Consider the following 19258-nt stretch of genomic DNA (forward strand, 5'->3'; position numbering starts at 1 on the left):
GAGCATGAGTGCATTGAGCAAGGTATGGGTGGTGAGCGAGGCTCCCGAGCGCTTCGCCGCGCTCGGCGCCGTGGGCCGTCGGCTGGGCGAGCGGGTCGAGGCCGTGGCCGTGGGCGAGGGCGCGGCGCAGGCGGCCGCAAGCTGCGGGGCCGAGGCCGTCTATACGGTCGCGGTTCCCGAGGGCGGCCTGGTGGAGGACTGCGCGGCGGCGATTGCCGGCGCGGCGGGGGAGCACGCTCCGCGCGCCGTGCTGTTCGCCGCGGGCAAGCGCACGCGGCTCATGGCGGCGCGCGTGGCTGCGGAGCTGGGCACGCGGGTGCTGAACGACGTGGGGCGCATCTGGGTGGACGATGACGGCGCCCTGCTGGCCGAGCACATGGTGTACGGCGGCAAGGCGTTCGCCGTCGAGCGGGTGCGGGAGGGCTGCGCGGTGGCCCTGCTCGCCGAGGGCCTGCTGGTTTCCGAGCCGGTCGTCGAAGGCGCCGCGCAGGAAGCGGCGGTTTCGGAGCTGCCGGCCGCGTCCGCTGCGGCATCGGCGAGGCTCGTCGAGCGCAGGCCGCGCACGGTGGAGCCCGTGAACCTCGCGGCCGCACGGCGCGTGGTGAGCGTGGGGCGCGGCGTGGCTGCGCAGGAGGACCTTGCGCTCGTGGACGAGCTGGCCGCCGCGCTCGAGGCCGAGGTGGGCTGCACGCGCCCCGTGGCCGAGGGGTCGGGCTGGATGGCGCGCGAACGCTACATCGGCGTGTCGGGCGCCCTGCTCAAGCCCGACCTGTTCGTGGCCGTGGGCCTGTCGGGCCAGATCCAGCATATGGTGGGCGCTAACAGCGCCAAGACCATCGTGGCCGTCAACAAGGACAAGAACGCCCCGGTGTTCAAGCAGTGCGACTACGGTATCGTGGCCGACCTGTACGAGGTGCTGCCCAAGCTCTCGGCCGCGCTCGGGGTGTAAGGCGCCGCACCGCGGCAAACCGCGCCGGGCGGCAGCGAGCCGCCCGGCCATTCCGACCGATAGCAAGGAGGATCAAACCATGGACCAGGAGTTTTTCGCGGGTTTGGCCAAGAACGTGAGCGATGGGCCCACCCCCTTCGTCAACATGGCCCAGCTGCAGGCGGAGGCCGTGGAGGAGCGCCACGTGAGGCTGCGCCTCCCCGTGGCCGAACGCCACTTGAACCACGTGGGCATCGCCTACGCCGGCAGCGAGTTCGTGCTGGCCGAGATAGCAGGCGGCACGCTGTTCATGGCCACCTACGGCACCGACGAGTTCGTGCCCATCTTGAAGGGGGTGGAGCTCAGGTTCCTGAAGCCCGGCACGAAGGACCTCGTGGTCGATCTGTCGCTCACCGAGGAGGAGGCCGAGCAGAAGATCGCCCCCGTGCGCGAGCGCGGTCGCGGCGACTACTTCCTGGAGATACCGGTGTTCGACGTGGACGGCGAGCAGGTGGCGCAGATGGACTTCAACTACTACGCGCTTCCCGCCAAGAAATAACCTGCGGCCGCAGTGGGCCATGCGCGCCCGCGGGCGCGCCGAGAAGGAGGAGGCATGTGTATGAAGCGCTATGATGCAATCGTGATAGGGGCGGGCATCGGCGGCCTCGCGGCCGCGCTGCTGCTCGCCGAGAGCGGCAGGAGCGTTGTGCTCTTGGAGAAGCGCAACCAGCCGGGCGGGCGCATAGGCTCGTCGAGGCGCGATGGCTTCACGGTGGATTTCGGCGTCCACCTGATCTCGCGCGGCGAGAAGGGCCCGCTCGTCCAGCTTCTGGAGCGCTGCGGTGTTGAGCACGGCATCGAGTTCACCAAGGTACGTCCCATCCAGACCACGGGCGGGGAGAGCTTCAAGTTCCCGCACGACCTCAAGGGGCGCGTGCCCGACGCCGACTTCGAGGCCGTCATCAAGATGGTCGCCGATGTCAAGGGCATGAGCGACGAGGAGACGCATGCGCTCGACGGGCAGACGCTCGAGGAGTTCCTGAGCACCTATACCACCGACCCGTTCGTGCATGCCTGCGTGAGCCAGGTGGGCTTCATCTACTGCTGCATCCCCGAGTACCGCCTGTCGGCCGGCGAGTTCGCCCGCTGCCTCAAGTGGGAGGCCGAGGCGCGCTCTTCGGGATACCCGACAGGCGGGTGCGTGTCCATCATGGAAGCGTATCTGGCGGGACTCGGGCGCTATGGCGTGGACGTGCGCTTCGGCGTGCCGGTGGACAAGGTGCTGGTGGAGGACGGCCGGGCCGTGGGCGTGGTGGCGGGCGGCGAGGAGCTCCGCGCCGATATGGTCGTGTCGAACGCAGGTATCAAGGAGACGGTGCGCGACCTCGTGGGCGAGAACGCCTTCGACGCCGAGTACGTGCGCTACGTGGAGGGCTTGGAGATATCGTTCGTGTCGATCATCGCGCGCTTCGCGCTCGACACGGTCATCAGCCCCGATATCAAGATGCTCTCGGGCTTCTCGTCGGTGCCCGTGAAGGAGTACAACGACCGTCTGATGAGGGGCGAGGTGCCCGAGGAGCTGAACTCGTTCATCGTGGTTCCCTCGAGCTTCGACCCGTCGGTGGCTCCCGCGGGCAAGCAGCTCGTCATGATGACCACGGCGGTGCCGGCCGGCATCAAAGACGAGTACTGCCCGGCTATCCTCGACGCGCTCGTGGCGTTGGCCGAGGAGCATTTCCCCGGCCTGCAGGAGCATGCGCTGTTCGTGGAGCGGGTGTACCCCTCCGACGCCGCGCGCATCATGGGCGAGGACGGCGCGGGCATCGGCATCGCCCAGCAGGCAGGGCAGGCCGGCGTCGACAGGCCTCCCATCAAGACGCCCCTCGAAGGGCTCTACATCGTGGGTGCCGAGGCGGGCGGCTCGGGGGTGGGCACGGAGCTTGCCGTGAACAGCGCCATCGAGTTCTTCGACACCTACGTGGCGTAAGGGAAATCGTCCGTCCAGGATTCGCAAAGGAGATGGTTCCATGGCAAAGCATGCCGACATACCGGAGTTCGGGAACCTGCAGGGCGTGAAGGTGGTGGTGTCGGCCGTCTCGACGGCCGGCCCCTTCGCCGGGGAGCTGTTCGCCGAGAACGGCGCCGACGTCATCTGGCTCGAGCCGCCCCGCGGTATCGACCCCTACCGTTGGACGCAGGACGGCTGGGGCGTGCAGAACGAGCGCCGGAACATGCGCAACCTCATGCTCGACGTCGTCTCGCCGGAGGGTCATGACGTGTTCCTGAAGCTCGTCGAGACCGCCGACATCTTCATCGAGGCTTCGCGCGGCGGGCAGTGGGAGAAGTGGGGCTATACCGACGAGCTTCTGTGGGAGCATAACCCGAAGCTGGTCGTCGGCCACATGTCGGGCTACGGCCTCACGGGCGACCCCGCCTACGTGAGCCTTCCCGGCTACGACTTTACCGTGAACGCGTTCTCGGGCCTCATGTACCTGAACGGGTACAAGGACGGGGCGCCCTACATGATCCAGAAGTTCGTGACCGACTACTACGCCGGCCTGTTCGCCTACGGCTCGGCGCTCGCGGCCTACGTGGGAGCGTTGCGCACGGGCAGGGGCGAGAGCTTCGATTTGGCCCAGTACGAGGCGGCCGTGCGCTGTCAGGCGGGCCTGTTCTGCAAGTGGTTCGACAAGCAGGTGCAGGAGGAGCGCGGCGCCGGGGCCCCGCGCGACAACATCTCCGCGGGCGCGGGCTACTACGAGTGCGCCGACGGCGAGGGCGTGTACCTGTTCACGGCCGGCCAGTCCACCACGAAGAAGGCTGTCGAGTTCTTCGGGCTGGAGTACGGAAGCGAGCTCTTCCCCGAGGGCATACCGTCGGTGGGCATCGACTCGCCGGGCGCGCCCGTGTTCGACGGTGCCATCGAGCAGTACTGCGCCGAGCACACGGCTGCCGAGTTCGCCGAGGCCATGGCCGGCATCGGTATACCGTGCTCCGTGGTCATGAACTACGAGATGATGGAGAGCCACCCGCACTACCTGGCGCGCGGCACGTGGACCGAGTGGGACACGGTGGACGGTCGCACGGTGAAGGGCGTGGCGTCGGTGCCGCGCTTCAAGAACAACCCGTCGCAGATCTGGCGCGGCTGCCCCTCGCAGGGCATGGACAACGACGACGTGCTGGCGGAAATCGGCTTCGACAAGGGGGAGATTGCGGCGTTCTACGAGAAGGGCATCCTGCGCAAGACCGATTACGTGGGCGGGCTGTGATGGCGTCGCTCGTCTCGCTGCTGGACGAATCGGCGCGGGCCTATCCCGATCAGGTGGCCCTGTGCTTCCGCGGCCGGGAGTTCACGTACCGGGAGATGCGCCGGCGCGTCGATGCGCTTGCCGGCGCCCTTGCGGGGCTCGGGGTGGGCAAAGGGGGCTTCGCCGCCGTCGTCTCGGCCAACTCGAACGTGACGGTGGAGGTGCTGTTCGCCTGCGCCCGTTTGGGGGCGGTGTGCGAGCGCTACAACGTGAGGCTCTCGCCGCGGGTCATAGCCCGGCTGCTTGCCCGGTCCGAGGCGCGCGTGGCGTTCGTCTCGGCCGCCCTGCGCCCGGCTTTGGCCGAGGCGCTGGGCGAGGTCGGCCGACCGCTCACGATCGTGGACATCGACGGCGGGGAGGGCGCCGCAGCCGTCGGCGGCGCGGGCACGGAGCACGGCGGCGTGCTGCGCTACGAGGAGCTGCTCGCTTCCGCCGGCCCGGTGCCGAGCGTATGCGACGTGGACGACGGCGATCCGGCCATGCTGCTGTACACGAGCGGCACGACGGGGCTGCCGCGCGGCGTGCTGCTTTCACATGGCGCGCTGACCAGGCGCGTCGCTATCGATATTGCAGGCATGCGCTTCTCGCACGACGATATCCTGCTATGCGAGCTGCCGCTGTTCCACGTCACGTTCGTCTCGACGCTCGCCACGCTGGCGCTGGGTGCGCGCCTGGTGATAGCCGATTCGCACAAGCCGGCCGACATCGCCGCGGACATCGTGCGCACGGGTGCCACGCGCACGGCTCTCGTGCCGTGCCTCATGCGCGGGCTCGCCGACTACGTGGCGCAGGAGGGCATCGAGCTGGCCACGCTCGAGCTCATCATCTACGGTGGCGAGCCGGTGGAGCCGGAGCTCCTGGAGCACTGCCGCCGTCTTCTGCCCTGCGGGTTTCTCCAAGGCTACGGCATGACGGAAACGACGGCGGCCATAACCATGCTGCTTCCCGAGCACCACGAGCATGCGCGGCTTCTGCCCACGGTGGGAAAGGCGGTGCCGGGCATGGAGATACGGATCGCCGACGACGAGGGGCGCGCCTGTGCCGCGGGGGTTCCCGGCGAGGTGCTCGTGCGAACCGACACGCTGATGCTCGGCTATTACCGCGACCCCGTGCGCACGGCCGAGGCGGTGCGGGACGGGTGGTATCGCACGGGCGATATCGGCGTGTTGGACGCGGAGGGCTTCCTCACGTTGGTGGATCGCAAGAACAACCTGGTCATATCGGGGGGCGAGAACGTGTATCCCCTCGAGGTGAGCCGGTGCATCAAGGCGCTTGCCGGGGTGGCCGACGCTGTGGTCGCGGGAGTGCCCGACAAGCAGTGGGGCGAGTCGCTGGCTGCGTTCGTGGTGCGTGCCGAAGGGTCGCGCATCTCGGAGGCCGACATCGTGGCGCACTGCGCGCGCGAGCTGGGCGGCTACAAGAAGCCGCAGGCCGTGCGCTTCGTGGACGATCTCGGGCGCAGTGCCTCGGGCAAGGTGCCGCGCGAGCGGCTGGAGGAGCTCAAGAGGCTGCTGTAACGCGCGGTTGGACGCGTGCGGCGCCTGGGCGGACGCGCGCGACGCGACCGCGCCGTGCAATGCGAAGGCAACGATGAGAGGAGAGGATGCAGGCATGGCGGATTTCGATGCCGTGGTCGTGGGGGCCGGTTGCGCCGGCTCCGTTGCGGCCTGCGTGCTTGCCCGCGAGGGCAAGAGCGTGCTCATGATAGAACGCGGCTCCGATGCCGGGGCGAAGAACATGACCGGCGGGCGCTTGTACGCCCATGCGCTAAGGACGGTGTTTCCCGATTTCGAGAGCGAGGCGCCCCTCGAGCGCAAGATCGTGCGGGAGCGGGTTTCCCTCATGACCGAGGACGAGAACACGACGGTGGAGTTCGCTTCGCCGCGCCTGGGGGCGGATGAGCTGGTCTCGTACTCGGTGCTGCGCGGGCCGTTCGACCGCTGGCTCGCTTCGAAGGCCGAAGGGGCCGGCGCGGAGTGCATCTACGGGATAGCCGTGGATGACCTCGTGTGGGAGGGCGAGCGCATCGTGGGCGTGCGCGCGGGCGATGACGAGCTCACGGCCGACGTGACCATCCTGGCCGACGGCGCGAACTCGCTGCTGTCCGAGAAGGCGAGGCTCGCCAAGCGCCCGTCGCCGCACCAGCTGGCCGTGAGCGCCAAGGAGGTCGTGGAGCTACCCGAGCAGACCGTGACCGACCGCTTCCAGGCGAACCCCGGGGAGGGGGCGGCCTGGCTCTTCGCGGGGGCTGCGACGCATGGGCACGTGGGCGGCGGCTTCCTGTACACGAACCGCGCGTCCGTGTCCATCGGGGTCGTGGCCACTCTGTCCGACCTCTGCACGTCGTCGACTCCGGTGTACCAGATGCTGGAGGACTTCAAGAACCATCCGGCCGTGGCGCCGGTGCTGGCCGGCGGGCGCACGGTGGAGTACTCGGGGCATCTCATCCCCGAGGGCGGTTTCAACATGGTGCCGGAGCTGTACCGCGACGGCTGCCTGCTTACGGGCGATGCCGCCATGCTCTGCATCAACCTGGGATACCAGGTGCGCGGCATGGACTACGCCATCGCGGCGGGCAGGATGGCGGCGGAGGCGGCCCTCGAGGCGCTGGACGCGGGCGACGTCTCGGCTGCGAGGCTCGCGGCGTACCGCGCCAAGCTGGAGGACAGCTTCGTCCTCAAGGACCTCGCGGCCTATCGCGGCTTCCCGGCGTTCATGGAGGGCACCCCGAGGATATTCGACGGGTACCCGCAGATGGCGGCCGACATCATGCGCGGCCTGTTCGCGGTGGACGGCTCGCCGGTGCAACCGCTTAAAGGAAAGGTCATGGGGCCGGTCAAGGGCGTGGGCGTGCTCAACCTGCTCAAGGATGTGCGAAAGGGGATGAGGGTCCTATGATAGAGGTCTCGGTCAACGTCGACGAGAAGCTCGCTGTTGACAAGTTCGAGGTGGACGAGGGGAACCCGCACATCGTATTGCGCGAAGAGCCCGACCCGGCCGCGTTCGACAAGCTGGTGCTGTGCTGCCCGGCAGGGCTCTATCGGCGAGACGAGGAGGGCAGCCCGAGCTTCGACTGCGCGGGCTGCCTGGAATGCGGGACCTGCCGCATGCTCTGCGGCGACACCCTTCTCGAGAAGTGGGAGTTTCCCCAGGGGGGCATGGGCGTTTCGTACCGTTACGGGTGATGCTTGAGCGCGGGCTCCGCGACGTCCGGGAAAAATGCGCCCGCAGCGCCTAGCGCAGCGGGCGCAGCCTCTAGTTGTCGCGCGCCAGGCGTCGGTAGAGCAGGGCGAAGGCCACGGCGGCCACGGCCACCCAGGCGAGCGTGGTGGCTACGGGCACGATGGCGTCGGACGAGAGCAGCTCGCCCCGCGCCAGAAGCAGCCCCAGCTCGTTCATGCCGCCGGTGGGCAGGTAGGGGGCGATGTCCGAGAGGCCGTCGACCATCTGGGCGAACATGGGGGCGATTCCCGCGATGAGGATGGGCATGCTCAGCACGCCGGCAGACATCTGGTCGCGCGCCACCAGCCCCAGCAAGAGCGACAGCAGCACGATGGGCACCGATCCCGCCATGCCGATCGCGAGGAACGCCGGCAGGCCGGCCGGCGGCTGCCCGATCACCAGGTAGCATGCCGCATCGACCACGCCGATGGCGAGCAGCGTGACCAGGCCCCGCGAGGCCAGCATCTGCTCGGCGCTCACGTTCGCCAGCATGAGCGTGCGCAGCGTGTGTTTCTCCTTCTCCTCGGCGATGGCGTTCAGCGTGGCCATGGAGGCCACCATGGTGGCGGTGAACAGCAGCGACCACGACACGAGCATCGAGGAGAACGCCTCGGCCTGCTCGCCTTCCATGCCGCCGCCCACCGCATTCTTGTAGAAGAGCATGAACCCTACGGGCAAGAGGCAGCATACGAGCATGGTGGGGTTCTTCACCACGTCCTTGAGGTCCTTGCCGAGCAGCGCCCCGGTCTTGCGCAACGTGGCTTCCATTTAAAACTCCCTTCCCGTGAGCTCCAAGAACACTTCCTCCAGATCGGGCTCCACCGAATGGATGGACAGGCACGCCCCCGAGGCCAGCGCCTCTGCCACGGCCGGCGCGCCGGCCGCGTCCTTCGACGTGCGCACCGCGCGGCCGTCCGCAAGGCGCATGATCACCTCGTTCCTCGCGAATCGCAGGCGCAGCGCGTCGGGAGCGTCGCAGGCGACGAGGGCGCCCTCGTTCAAGATGCCCACGCGGCGGCACAGGCTCTCGGCCTCGGCCATGTCGTGCGTGGTGAGGAACACGGTGGTGCCGTGGTCGTTCAGCTCGTGCAGCATCTTGTGCACCTCGGCGCGCGCGGCGGGGTCGAGGCCGCTCGTGGGCTCGTCCAGGAACAGCAGCTCCGGCCCGTGCACGAGCGCCGCCAGCAGGGCCGCGCGCTGGCGCATGCCCTTCGAGCAGTTCTTGATAAGGGTCTTGCGGTCGTCCGCGAGGTTCATGCGCTCGAGCAAGGTGGGGATGTTGTTGCCCGTCACGCCGCGGACCTTCGCGTAGAAGCGCAGGTTCTCCTCTATGGTCATGCGCTCGTAGAGGGCGCTCGTATCCGAGAGGATGCCGATGCGCTCGTAGTCGCTGTTCGTGGCGTGCTCGATGGCGCGCCCGAACAGCATGATGCGCCCGGAATCCTTGACGAGCTGGCGCGTGAGCAGCTTGATGGTGGTGGTCTTGCCCGCGCCCGAGGGGCCCAGGAAGCCGAAGCACTCGCCGCGCTCCACCTCGAAGGAGAGGTGGCAGAGCACGCGCTTCGCCTTGAAGCTCAAGGACACGTCGTCCATGGACAGCAGGGGATTCATGGGTGATTGCTCCTTTCGTTTCGGACGGTGAGCAGTTTCCCGTGAGACGAAGCGCTGATCAAGGGAAACGCGACGCCGGGAGCGCGCCGCGCGACGAGAGGAGCAGGGGGAGGGACGAAAGGAGCACTCAGGCAGGGGGGACGGGGCGTGACAGGGGGACGGGGATGATGTCACGCTCCCGGGATCTTTTCGAGCCCTTTTCGCGTCGAGGAGCGTGACATCATCCCCGTCCCCCTGTCACGCCCCTGCCGCGCCTTCCCCTACTCGTCGCGGGGGATGCGCGGCGCGACCGCGACGAGCGCGACGACGCTCGCGACGATCCATGCGAGCTGGCCGACTGCCGGCAGGATGGAACCGGGGGCGAGCAGCGTCCCCTCCGCCAGCGCGTAGACGAGCGCGAACCCGCCGCCGGTGGGCAGGAGGGGGAGGGCCTGGAACGTGGACTCGGCATACATGAAGAACAGGGGCACGATGCCGGTGGTTATGACGGGCAGGCTGGAGAAGCTCGCCGCCATCTGGTTGCGCGAGGCGAGGCCCAGCGCAAGCGACAACGCGGTGAGGGGAATGCTGGACGCCAGGGTGACCAACATGAAGGGGAGCATGCAATCGAAGGGGGCTCCCGACACCAGGAAGCACGCCGCCGCCACGAGCGCGGTCCACAGCGTGCTGACGATGCCGTGCGCGGCGAGCATCTGGGCGCGGCCGACGCCGGCCAGCTCCATCGTGCGCAGCGTGCGCTTCTCGCGCGCCTCGGCCATGGGGTAGACGGTCGTCGTGCCGGGCACCATGCTGGTGGAGAACAGCATGCCGGTCACGAGCAGGAACATGCGCGCGTCGTCGTGGGCGATGGGCTCGATGACGACGAAGCGGAACACGAGAAGGAACAGAGCGGGGAACAAACAACATGCGAGCAGCCCGGGGCTCTTCACCACGTTCATGAAGAATTTTCGCACGAGCGTACCTAAGATGCCCGGGCGGGCGGCGACCTGCTTCGCGTTCACCATCGGTAACGCTCCCTCATCTCCTCGGCACGCCCTTTCGCCAGAGGGATGGACGAGTGCGCGGCGTCGCTCAGCGTGAGGTTGAAGCTGTTGCGCGTGTAGCGCTCCACCTTCGCCACCTTCTGCACGTTCACGAGGAACGATCGGTGGCAGCGGAAGAACCCGGCGCGCGACAGCTCGCGCTCCAGCTCGTCCATCGTGCGCGGCGTTTGGTAGCGCTCGCCGCGCACCGAGAGGTACGTGGCCTTGTTCATGCTCTCGGCGAAGTCGATATCGCGGGGGTCGAACAGCAGCGTGGCCGTCTCGGTGTGCGCGGGGATCTTGAGCACGTGCACCTCGTCGCCCTCGTACGCGGGCTTCTCGCCGTCGGCCTCATCGCTGTCTTCGTCCTGGTCCACCGCGATGAAGCGGCCCTCTTCGTGCCAGCAGGCCACGCCGGGCATGAGCAGCGCCTCGCGCAGCGGCTCGACCGTGGTGACGAAGCGGCAGCCCTGCTCCATGCGCTCGGCGATCCAGGTGAGCGCAACGGCGCGCCCTTCGGCGTCGAGGTCGGACAGCGGGCGTTCGAGGAAGCACATCTCCGGCTCGAAGAGGCTCGCGCGCGCCAGGTTCACGAGTGCGAGCGCCGAGGGGGCGAGGCCGCCCATCTTGCGTTTCGCGACGCCGCGCAGGTTGAAGTGCGAGATGGCGTCCTCGTAATGCACCGAGCTGCGCGCGATGCTGCCGTAGAAGCGCAGGTGCGAGGCCACGGAGTCGCGCTCGAAGCCGCGGTCGGTTTCCAGGACGAACGCGCAGCGCTGCGTGCGGTAGCGGGCGCGCACGGCCGCCAGCAGGGCGGCGGACGTCTCGCGGCTGCATTCGATGTGCACGCTGCGGCCGTCGGCCACCAGCTCGTCGATGGAGGCGAATTCGGTCACCGGACGTTACTCCGCGCGCATCGCCGGGAGGATCTCGAGCCAGCAGCCGTCGGGGTCCTCGATGAAGTAGATGCCCATGCGCTCGTTCACGAAGCACACGCAGCCCATCTCCTCGTGCAGGGCGCGCGCGGCGTCGAGGTCGTCCACCTCGAAGGCCAGGTGCGTGTCGCGGCCGCCGTTGACGTAGGGCTCGGTGCGCCCGCGGTTCCAGGTGAGCTCCACCTGGAAGTCGGTCTCGTCGTTGCCGATGAACACGTTCTCCCACGACCCGTCCTCGGGCCCCATGCGCCGCTGCACCACGAGGCCCAGCGCGCGCTCGTAGAACGCGAGCGATGCGTTCAGGTCGAGGACGTGGATGCAACGGTGGATCATCTTCGCTTTCATGGCGGCTCCTTCCTCGGTGCGCCGTCGGGCAACGGGCGCGGTGCGTCTCGGCGACGGCTCCGTTGCGCGTCGGTTTCGGTTCGGCGACGGCGCTTCCATCGGAAGTATAAAGCAACGAGCGAGGTCGTTCGCGGCCAGCATGCGTTTCCATGCCGTCTCCGAACGTCGGGCGAAGGGGAATTCCCGCCGCCGACGCGGGGCAGCTGAAGAGAAGGACGTGGCAGGATGCAGGATGTGCAGGAGAACCCGGCGGCGGGCCCCACGGGGACGTGCCCGATGGGGCCCGTCGACGCGAGCGGGCTGGGGGAGCGGGAGGAAGCTCCGGAAGCCCCCTACTTGAGCGCGCGGGACCTCGAGCTCGAGACCTACGCCGGCTTCGTCTACCGCAACGTGGACCTCGACGTGTTCAAGGGCCGGGTCACGGCCGTGCGCGGGCGCAACGGCAGCGGCAAGTCGGCGCTTCTGCTCACGCTGGCGGGACGCATGAAGCCCACGGGCGGCACGCTCTCCGTCGGCGGCCTCGAACTCCCGCGCGAGCGCGCCAAGGCCGAGCGGCACGTGGGCCTGGGCCTGTTCAAGGGCCTGAACGACCTGCCGGAGAACCTGAGCGCCCGCTCCGCGGCCAAGGCCGAGTTCGACCTGCACGGCCTCTCCGCGCGCGACGGGGCCGTGGAGGAGCATCTGTGCTGGTGGGGCCTCGGCGACGTGGCGCGCGTGCGGGTGCGCGACCTCACGGCCGAGAAGCTCGCGCGCCTCGGCATCGCGCTCGCCTTCGTGGGGGACCCGGACGCGGCGGTGGTGGACGACGTCGAGGACCAGCTCACCCTGTCGCAGTCGCGCGGGCTCATGGAGCTGCTCGCGCGGGCGGCCCGCGAGCGCCATGCGGCCGTGGCGGTGGCGGTGGTGGAGCGCGACCTGGCCCGCATGGCCGATTCGTGCGCGTACCTGGCGAAGGAAGGGGAGTGACATGGCGTTCGAAGGCGTGCGCTTCGCGAGCCTGGAATGGCGAAACCTCGCGGCCTCGAAGGTGATGTGGGTGGTGATCGCGGCCATCGCGGTGATCCCGCTCCTCTACGGCGGGCTGTACCTGGCCGCGTTCCAGGACCCCTACGGACGCCTGTCCTCGCTGCCCGTGGCGGTGGCGAACGAGGACGCGGGGGCCGTGATCGCGGCCGAGCAGCGCAACCTCGGCGACGAGGTGGTCGACGAGCTCAAGCGCACCGACAACGGCCTGGGCTGGCACTTCGTGTCAGCCGACGAGGCCCGGGCGGGCCTTGCGGACGGCACCTACTTCATGGCGTGCATCATCCCCTCGGACTTCTCCGCCTCCGTGGCCTCGGTGGACGGCGACGCGCCGCGCCGGGCCCAGCTGAAGGTGGAGTACAACGAGAGCGAGAACATGCTGGCGTCCCAGATAGGCCAGACGGTGTGGCGGCAGGTGCGCACGCGCGTGAGCGACATGGTGGCCGAGCAGTACTGGACGACGGTGCTCGGCCGCGTGGCCGATTCGGGCAGGCAGATCGGCGCTGCCGCGGCGGGAGCGCGCGACCTGGAGGGCGGCCTGTCCGCCGCGCAGGACGGCACCCGCTCGATCGCGACGAACCTGGGCACGCTCAAGAACGGTGCCGTCGAGCTCGACGCGGGGCTCGGTACCCTGGCAGGCGGCGCGGTCGCGCTCGACGCGGGGCTCGGCACGTTGGTGGGAGGCACAGGCGCGCTCGAGGCAGGGGCGGGCTCGCTCGCGTCGGGCGCGAGCCGGGTGTCGGACGGCGCGTCGGAGCTGCGGGACGAGGGAGGCGCGCCGCTGGCCGCCGGCGCGCGCGAGCTGGCGGACGAGACGGCCGGGCTGCCGGCCCAGGCGGCGCGGTTGGACGACGGCGTGCAGGCCGTCGTGGGCAGCGTGGGCGAGCTGTCCGCGGCGCTCGGGACGGACAGCGAACCGCAGACGCTCGTCGGCGGGTCGGCCGCCCTCGCCTCCGGGCTCGAGGAGCTGGCGGATCCGCAGACGGGCGCCCCTGCCTTGGCCCAGGGCGTGGAGGAGCTCTCCGGTGCGCTCGGCACGCTGCAGGACGGTGCGTCAGCGGCGAGCGCGGCGCTCGCGGGCGTGGACACGGAGGCCGTGCTGGCAAGCGACATGACGCCGGAGCAGAAGGAGGCCCTGCTCACGTCCCTCGGCACGGCGCGGGCCTACCTCGACGGGGCCGAGGGGCGCGCGGGCGTGGTCGACGGGCTCGCGCAGGCGAAGGGGGAGGTGGACGGCGCGCTTCTGCCCGGTGCGCTCAAGGCCGCCGACGCCGCATCGGAGCTTTCGGCGGGCGCGCGCACCTTGCACGAGGGGCTGGTGCGGACGCGCGACGAGCTGGCGTCGCAAGCTTCTGACCTGCAGGCGCTCTCCGCGGGTGCGGCGGCCCTCGCCCAGGCGGCCCCCTCGCTCGTCGGCGGCATCGACCGCTTGAGCGCCGGCGCGCAGGATGTGAGCGCCAACCTGTCCGTTCTCGCCGCCGGGGTCGCCGACGCCGCGTCCGGCGCTGCGCGGCTCGACGCCGGCGCGGCCGAGGTCGCCTCGGGCGCGCGGTCGGCCAAGGACGGCGCAGGCGAGCTCGCCCAGGGCGCGCAGTCTGCGCAAGGCGGCGCGGGGCAGCTCGCCACTGGCGCGGGACAGCTGCGTGAGGGAACGGACCGCCTGGTCACGGGCCTGCACGAGGCAACGGAGGGCGAAGGCGAGCTGGCCTCCAAACTGGCTGCGGGCGCCGAGGAGGCCGCCGATCAGACTCGAAACATCCCCGCGAAGGCCGAGGCCATGAGCGATCCGGTGGAGCTCGGCAACGACTACTACACCTCGGTGAGGAACTACGGCACCGGCTTCGCCCCGTACTTCATGGCGCTGGGGCTCTGGGTGGGCAGCCTCGTGTCGGGCTTCGTGTTCAAGCCGCTCAACGGGCGCCTCCTGCTGGCGGGCGCGAACCCCGTCACGGCGGCGTTCGCGAACTACCTGCCCATGGCGGCGTTCGCCCTCGTGCAGGCGGCGCTGCTCATGGCGGTCATCCAGTTCGGGCTGCAGCTGCAGATAGGCAACGTGCCCGCCTTCTGGGGCATGGGCTTTCTCACCGCGCTCGTGTTCGCGGCCCTCATGCAGCTGCTGCTGGCGGCGTTCGGCTTCCCGGGGCGGTTCCTCGCCATCATCCTGCTCATGCTGCAGCTCACCACGAGCGCCGGCACCTTCCCCATCCAGACGACGCCCGCGTTCTTCCAGGCGGTGAACCCGTACCTGCCCATGACCTACGTGGTGGAGGCGCTGCGTCAGATCATGACCGGGCTCGACTACGGCGTGGTGGGTTTCGACTGCCTCGTGCTCGCAGGGTTCGGCGCGGCCGCCTTCGCGCTCACGAGCATCGTGGCCTGGCGCAAGCGCACCGTGCGCATGCAGGACCTCCACCCCGTGCTGAAGCTGGGGTGAGGGGGGGGGCGGTCCTGCGCTGCCGGGCCTCCCTGAAAACATGCGTTTATTGAGCGGATTCGGCTCCAGCCGGCCGTGAAAAAGAAGGGCGGGCTGCTCTTACCTTAGAATAGCGCTCGGAAAAGCGACGCGCGTGAGGAGCAGATTATGTGCGGAATCGTCGGATACACCGGAGCACGTCCCGTCAAGGACATCCTTATCGAGGGCCTGACCAGGCTCGAGTACCGCGGCTACGACTCGGCGGGCATCGCCGTCGAGCAGGACGGGGCGCTGCGCGTCGTGCACTGCAAAGGCAAGGTGAGCGGCCTCGCGCGCCTCGTCGAGCCCCTGGACCTCGCCGGCACCTGCGGCATCGGCCACACGCGCTGGGCCACGCACGGCCGCCCGAGCGAGGCGAACGCGCACCCCCACACCTCCTGCGACGGGCACGTGGCCGTCGTGCACAACGGCATCATCGAGAACTTCGCCGAGTTGCGCGAGGAGCTGGAGGCCCGCGGGCACGCGTTCTCGAGCGAGACCGACACCGAGGTCGTCGCGCACCTGGTGGAGGAGGCCTACGCGGAGAGCCGCGACCTCTTGGAGGCCGTCCGCGAGGCGACCGAGCGCCTGATCGGCGCGTACGCCGTCGCGGTCATCAGCGATCAGGAGCCCGGCACCGTCGTGGCGGCGCGCAAGGACTCGCCGCTCGTGGTGGGCCTCGCCGACGACGGGGCGTACGTGGCCTCCGACATCATCGCCATGATCGACGCCACGCGAGACGTGGCCGTGCTCGCCGACGGCGACTTCGCCAAGCTCGAGCCCTCGGGCGCGACGTTCTTCAACGTGCGCGGCGAGGCCTACGAGCCCGAGGTCACGCACGTCGATTGGGACCTCGACGTGGCGGAGAAGGGCGGCTACCCCGACTTCATGATGAAGGAGATCCACGAGCAGCCGCGCGTCATACGCGACACGCTGGCCGGCCGTTTGGTGAACGGCGCGCTGTCCATCGACGAGCTGGACCTCTCGCCCGAGGAGCTCAACCTCATCGACCGCGTGTGCGTCATCGCGTGCGGCACGTCCTACCACGCCGGCCTCATCGCGAAGAACCTCATCGAGGGCTGGGCGCGCATCCCCTGCGAGGTGGAGGCGGCCAGCGAGTTCCGCTACCGCAACCCCATCATCACGCCGTCCACCCTGGTGGTGGCCGTGTCGCAGTCGGGCGAGACCGCCGACACGCTGGCGGCCATCCGCGACGCGCGCGTGAAGGGAGCCAAGGTGTTCGGCATCACGAACGTGGTGGGCTCTCCCGTGGCGCGCGAGAGCGACGGCGTGATCTACACGAAGGCCAACAAGGAGATAGCCGTGGCCTCCACGAAATCGTTCTTGGGCCAGGTGGTGTCGCTCACGCTGCTGGCCATGCTGCTCGCCCAGGCCAAGGGCAAGCTCAAGACGAACCAGGTGCACCTGCTGTTCCACGAGCTGGCCGACACGGCCGAGCAGGTGGAGCGCATCCTGGCCGACACCGCCGCCATCACGCAAGCGGCGCGCGCGTGCAAGGACGCCTCGAGCGCGCTGTTCGTCGGGCGCGGCATGGGCGCCGCCATCGCGTGCGAGGGCGCGCTCAAGCTCAAGGAGATCAGCTACCTGCACGCCGAGGCCTACCCGGCCGGCGAGATGAAGCACGGCCCCATCGCGCTCATCGACGAGGGCTTCCCCGTGATCGCGGTGGCCACGAAGAGCCCCGTGTACGACAAGCTCGTGTCGAACCTGCAGGAGGCGAAGGCCCGCGGCGCGATGATCGTGGCTGTCGCCACCGAGGGCGACGAGGACATTCGCGCGCACGCCGACCATGTCGTCTACATCCCGAAGGTGCGCGACGCGTTCTCGGCCGTCACGGCCAGCGTGCCGCTGCAGCTGTTCGCGCGAGCCATCGCCGTCGAGCGCGGCTGCGACGTGGACCAGCCCCGCAACCTGGCGAAATCGGTTACGGTGGAGTAGCTTTTCGACCTGCGGGTCCGCGGAAGGGGCCGGCGACGCCCAGTCGCCCGGGCAGTCCTCGCTTCGCTGCGGAACTCGCTTGGCGGACGTCGCCGGCCCCTTCCGCTCCAAGCGGGGCGGGGCTTCGACTGAAGGGTCGCCGGGTTGCGGCATGGAGGGAAGAGAGAGGAATTACCTGTGAGCGATACTGAGTTGGACGAGGCGTTCCCCGCGGCCGAGGGGCAGGTGGGGCTGGGCGTGGACATCGTGGAGATCGCGCGGGTGAGGCGCATCCTCGAGCGCACGCCGAGCTTCCGCGAGCGCGTGTTCTCGGAGGAGGAGCGCGCCTACTGCGACGCGACGGCGAACCCGGAGGTGCACTACGCCACGCGCTTCGCGGCGAAGGAGGCGGTGGTGAAGGCGCTCGGCACCGGCTTTACGCGCGGCATCGGCGTGCGCGACATCGAGGTGCGCCGCAACGCCAAGGGGCGGCCCTCCGTGGTGCTGTCGGGACGGGCGAAGGAGGTCGCGGCCGAGCAGGGCGTGCGGGAGCTTCCGCTGTCGCTTTCGTTCACGCACACCGACGCCGTGGCCTGCGCCATGGCCATCACCGAGGACTCGCTGCGCGCCGCCGAGAAGCGCGTGGACCCCATGGAGGAGCTCTCGCGCCAGTTCAAGGAGGCCCGCAGCCTGCTCGACGAGATGGACGCCCCGCCGGCCGCGCCGGCGGGCGCGGCCTCTGGCACGCCTGGCCGGTAGGACGTCGCCGCAGAGGACTGTCGGCGGGGGCGCGGCGGCAAGGCGGGCGACTGCCGAACGGTGCACCGGGGCATCCGCTTTCCCCTTTTACCGTGGGGATGCATTGAACTTGTGCGGCGAACCCATTATGTTGGATCAAGGCACGAGAGAGCGGCGGAGAGGCGAAGAGGTGAGCGCATGGCGCCAGGAAACGGTTCGCAAGGCAGGCACGCAGGCAACGACGTGAAGGGCGAGGAGCCGTCGCGCGGTTTCCGTCCCGCGTCCGTCCCGCGTTCCGGCTCCGCTCCGCGGCGGCCGAAGCCCGGCCGCAAGGAGGGCATCATCGCCGCTTGCGCCGTGGCGGCCGTGCTGGTCGTCGTTTATCTGGCAGGCGCGTTCACGTTCATGGACCGCTTCATGCCCCGCACCACCGTCATGGGCGAGGACGTGTCGTTCAAGACGTCCGCCGAGGTGCAGGACCTGCTGGCCGACATCGCGAAGAGCTACGCGCTCGACGTGTCGGGGCAGGGGTTCTCGCTCAAGCTCACGTCCGCGGACATGGGCACCGGCATCAACGTCCAAAACGTGACGGACGCCATGCACGCCGACGCGAACCCTTGGGCCTGGCCGGTGGAGGTGTTCGGCTCGCGCGACGAGACCGACAAGCTGGCCACCTCGAACGGAAAGCTGGAGCAGGCCGTGCGCACCGCCGTCGACGCGTTCAACGAGGGAGCCGTCCCGCCGCGCAACGCCGGGCTCGACTACGACGCGGGCAGCTCGTCGTTCGTGGTGCGCACCGAGACGGCGGGCACGGCGCTCGATGCCGACCAGGTGCTCGAGGCCGTGAGCGCGGCCGTCGCCACTCTCGCGCCTTCTGCGACGCTCGGCGAGGACGCGCTGCAAAAGCCCACGCTCTTCGCCGACGACACGCGCTTGGCGAAAGCCGCCGACGACGCGAACGCCCTGCTCAAGGCCGACTTCAACCTGAAGCTTGCCGATACGGTCGTCGCGCGCGTGAACGCCGACCAGATAGCGGACTGGATGCGTCTGGGCGACGACGTGACCGTGGGAGTGGACGAGAGCCTGGTGGCGGTCTGGGTGCAGGACATCGCCTCGGCGTGCAACACCTACCAGGCGCGGCGCACATTCACGCGCGCCGACGGCAAGGAGGTCACCGTGTCGGGCGGCGTGTACGGCTGGATCGTCGACAAGGACCAGCTCAAGAAAACCGTGATGGACGGCGTGCGGTCCGCCCAGGCGGGCGATGTGGCCATCCCCTGCGAGCAGGAGGCCGGCGCCTACGACGGCCTGCACGGGCGCGACTGGGGCAAGCGCTACCTTGACATCGACCTGGCCGAGCAGCATGCGCGCTTCTACGGCGACGACGGCAGCTTGGCGTGGGAGTCCGATATCGTGTCGGGCACGCCCGACGGCGAGCACGACACGCCAGAGGGCGTATACGTCATCAACGGCAAGGAAAGCCCTTCGAAGCTCATCGGCCAGATGGAGCCCGAGACGGGCAAGCCGGAATACCAGACGGAAGTGAAGGCGTGGATGCCGTTCGTGGAGAACTACATCGGCCTGCACGACGCCGACTGGCAGCCTGCATTCGGCGGCTCGCGGTACGCCTCCGGCAGCGGCAGCCACGGCTGCGTGAACCTGCCGGTGGAGAAGGCTACCGCGCTGTACGATCTCATCGCCACGGGCGACGTGGTGGTCTGCCACTGGTAGGCCGC

General features: G+C 69.4%; 17 protein-coding genes. 12 read left to right on the top strand and 5 right to left on the bottom strand.

Annotated elements, in window-relative coordinates:
- Positions 1–4 precede the first annotated feature (4 nt).
- From BN3560_RS14765 to BN3560_RS10610, 7 genes are all read left to right on the top strand, one after another.
- Positions 5–949, top strand: coding sequence for an FAD-binding protein (locus BN3560_RS14765; protein WP_096228016.1), 945 nt, complete (start codon positions 5–7; stop codon positions 947–949).
- A gap of 79 nt (positions 950–1028) precedes the next feature.
- Positions 1029–1487, top strand: a complete 459-nt coding sequence (locus BN3560_RS10585) for a PaaI family thioesterase (RefSeq protein WP_096228017.1) — start codon at positions 1029–1031, stop codon at positions 1485–1487.
- A 60-nt stretch (positions 1488–1547) separates the two neighbouring features.
- Entirely contained in the window at positions 1548–2915 is a 1368-nt protein-coding gene (locus BN3560_RS10590) for a phytoene desaturase family protein (protein WP_157780576.1), read from the top strand.
- 40 nt (positions 2916–2955) lie between these two features.
- On the top strand, positions 2956–4197 hold the full coding sequence (locus tag BN3560_RS10595; protein WP_096228019.1) for a CoA transferase: 1242 nt from the start codon (positions 2956–2958) through the stop codon (positions 4195–4197).
- Entirely contained in the window at positions 4197–5753 is a 1557-nt protein-coding gene (locus BN3560_RS10600) for an AMP-binding protein (protein WP_123649896.1), read from the top strand. The genes BN3560_RS10595 and BN3560_RS10600 overlap by 1 nt, the downstream gene beginning before the upstream one ends.
- A 94-nt stretch (positions 5754–5847) precedes the next feature.
- Positions 5848–7134, top strand: a complete 1287-nt coding sequence (locus BN3560_RS10605; protein WP_096228668.1) for an FAD-dependent oxidoreductase — start codon at positions 5848–5850, stop codon at positions 7132–7134.
- The gene (locus BN3560_RS10610; RefSeq protein ID WP_096228021.1) at positions 7131–7421 is read left to right on the top strand and encodes a ferredoxin family protein; all 291 of its coding nucleotides are present in this window, start codon (positions 7131–7133) and stop codon (positions 7419–7421) included. Before BN3560_RS10605 ends, BN3560_RS10610 begins: the two co-directional genes overlap by 4 nt.
- 70 nt (positions 7422–7491) lie before the next feature.
- On the opposite strand, the gene BN3560_RS10615 is transcribed toward BN3560_RS10610, so the two are convergent.
- The 5 genes from BN3560_RS10615 to BN3560_RS10635 all read right to left on the bottom strand — a co-directional run bounded on the left by BN3560_RS10615 (position 7492) and on the right by BN3560_RS10635 (position 11371).
- Positions 7492–8226: an ABC transporter permease gene (locus tag BN3560_RS10615; protein ID WP_096228022.1), complete on the bottom strand. Its 735-nt coding sequence runs from the start codon at positions 8224–8226 to the stop codon at positions 7492–7494.
- Positions 8227–9069: an ABC transporter ATP-binding protein gene (locus BN3560_RS10620; protein ID WP_087191346.1), complete on the bottom strand. Its 843-nt coding sequence runs from the start codon at positions 9067–9069 to the stop codon at positions 8227–8229.
- A gap of 260 nt (positions 9070–9329) precedes the next feature.
- Positions 9330–10073, bottom strand: a complete 744-nt coding sequence (locus tag BN3560_RS10625) for an ABC transporter permease (RefSeq protein WP_096228023.1) — start codon at positions 10071–10073, stop codon at positions 9330–9332.
- The gene (locus tag BN3560_RS10630) at positions 10067–10987 is read right to left on the bottom strand and encodes a LytTR family transcriptional regulator DNA-binding domain-containing protein (RefSeq protein WP_096228024.1); all 921 of its coding nucleotides are present in this window, start codon (positions 10985–10987) and stop codon (positions 10067–10069) included. The genes BN3560_RS10625 and BN3560_RS10630 overlap by 7 nt, the downstream gene beginning before the upstream one ends.
- Positions 10988–10993: 6 nt before the next feature.
- Complete coding sequence (locus BN3560_RS10635) at positions 10994–11371, bottom strand: VOC family protein (protein ID WP_096228025.1); 378 nt, start codon at positions 11369–11371, stop codon at positions 10994–10996.
- 225 nt (positions 11372–11596) lie between these two features.
- Between BN3560_RS10635 and BN3560_RS10640 the strand changes: the two genes are divergently transcribed.
- The 5 genes from BN3560_RS10640 (at position 11597) to BN3560_RS10660 (ending at position 19253) form a co-directional block, all read left to right on the top strand.
- Positions 11597–12337, top strand: coding sequence for an ATP-binding cassette domain-containing protein (locus BN3560_RS10640; RefSeq protein WP_096228026.1), 741 nt, complete (start codon positions 11597–11599; stop codon positions 12335–12337).
- 1 nt (position 12338) lies between these two features.
- Positions 12339–14828, top strand: a complete 2490-nt coding sequence (locus BN3560_RS10645; RefSeq protein ID WP_096228027.1) for a YhgE/Pip domain-containing protein — start codon at positions 12339–12341, stop codon at positions 14826–14828.
- Between the two features lie 147 nt (positions 14829–14975).
- Positions 14976–16805 carry a glutamine--fructose-6-phosphate transaminase (isomerizing) gene (gene glmS, locus BN3560_RS10650; protein WP_096228028.1) on the top strand — a complete coding sequence of 610 codons (1830 nt, stop codon included), beginning with the start codon at positions 14976–14978 and terminating at the stop codon, positions 16803–16805.
- 177 nt (positions 16806–16982) lie between these two features.
- Entirely contained in the window at positions 16983–17543 is a 561-nt protein-coding gene (acpS, locus tag BN3560_RS10655) for a holo-ACP synthase (RefSeq protein ID WP_087191339.1), read from the top strand.
- A gap of 177 nt (positions 17544–17720) precedes the next feature.
- Positions 17721–19253 carry a L,D-transpeptidase family protein gene (locus BN3560_RS10660; RefSeq protein ID WP_096228029.1) on the top strand — a complete coding sequence of 511 codons (1533 nt, stop codon included), beginning with the start codon at positions 17721–17723 and terminating at the stop codon, positions 19251–19253.
- The last annotated feature ends 5 nt before the right edge of the window (positions 19254–19258 follow it).

This window comes from Gordonibacter urolithinfaciens, assembly GCF_900199375.1.
GTDB classification, from domain to species: domain Bacteria; phylum Actinomycetota; class Coriobacteriia; order Coriobacteriales; family Eggerthellaceae; genus Gordonibacter; species Gordonibacter urolithinfaciens.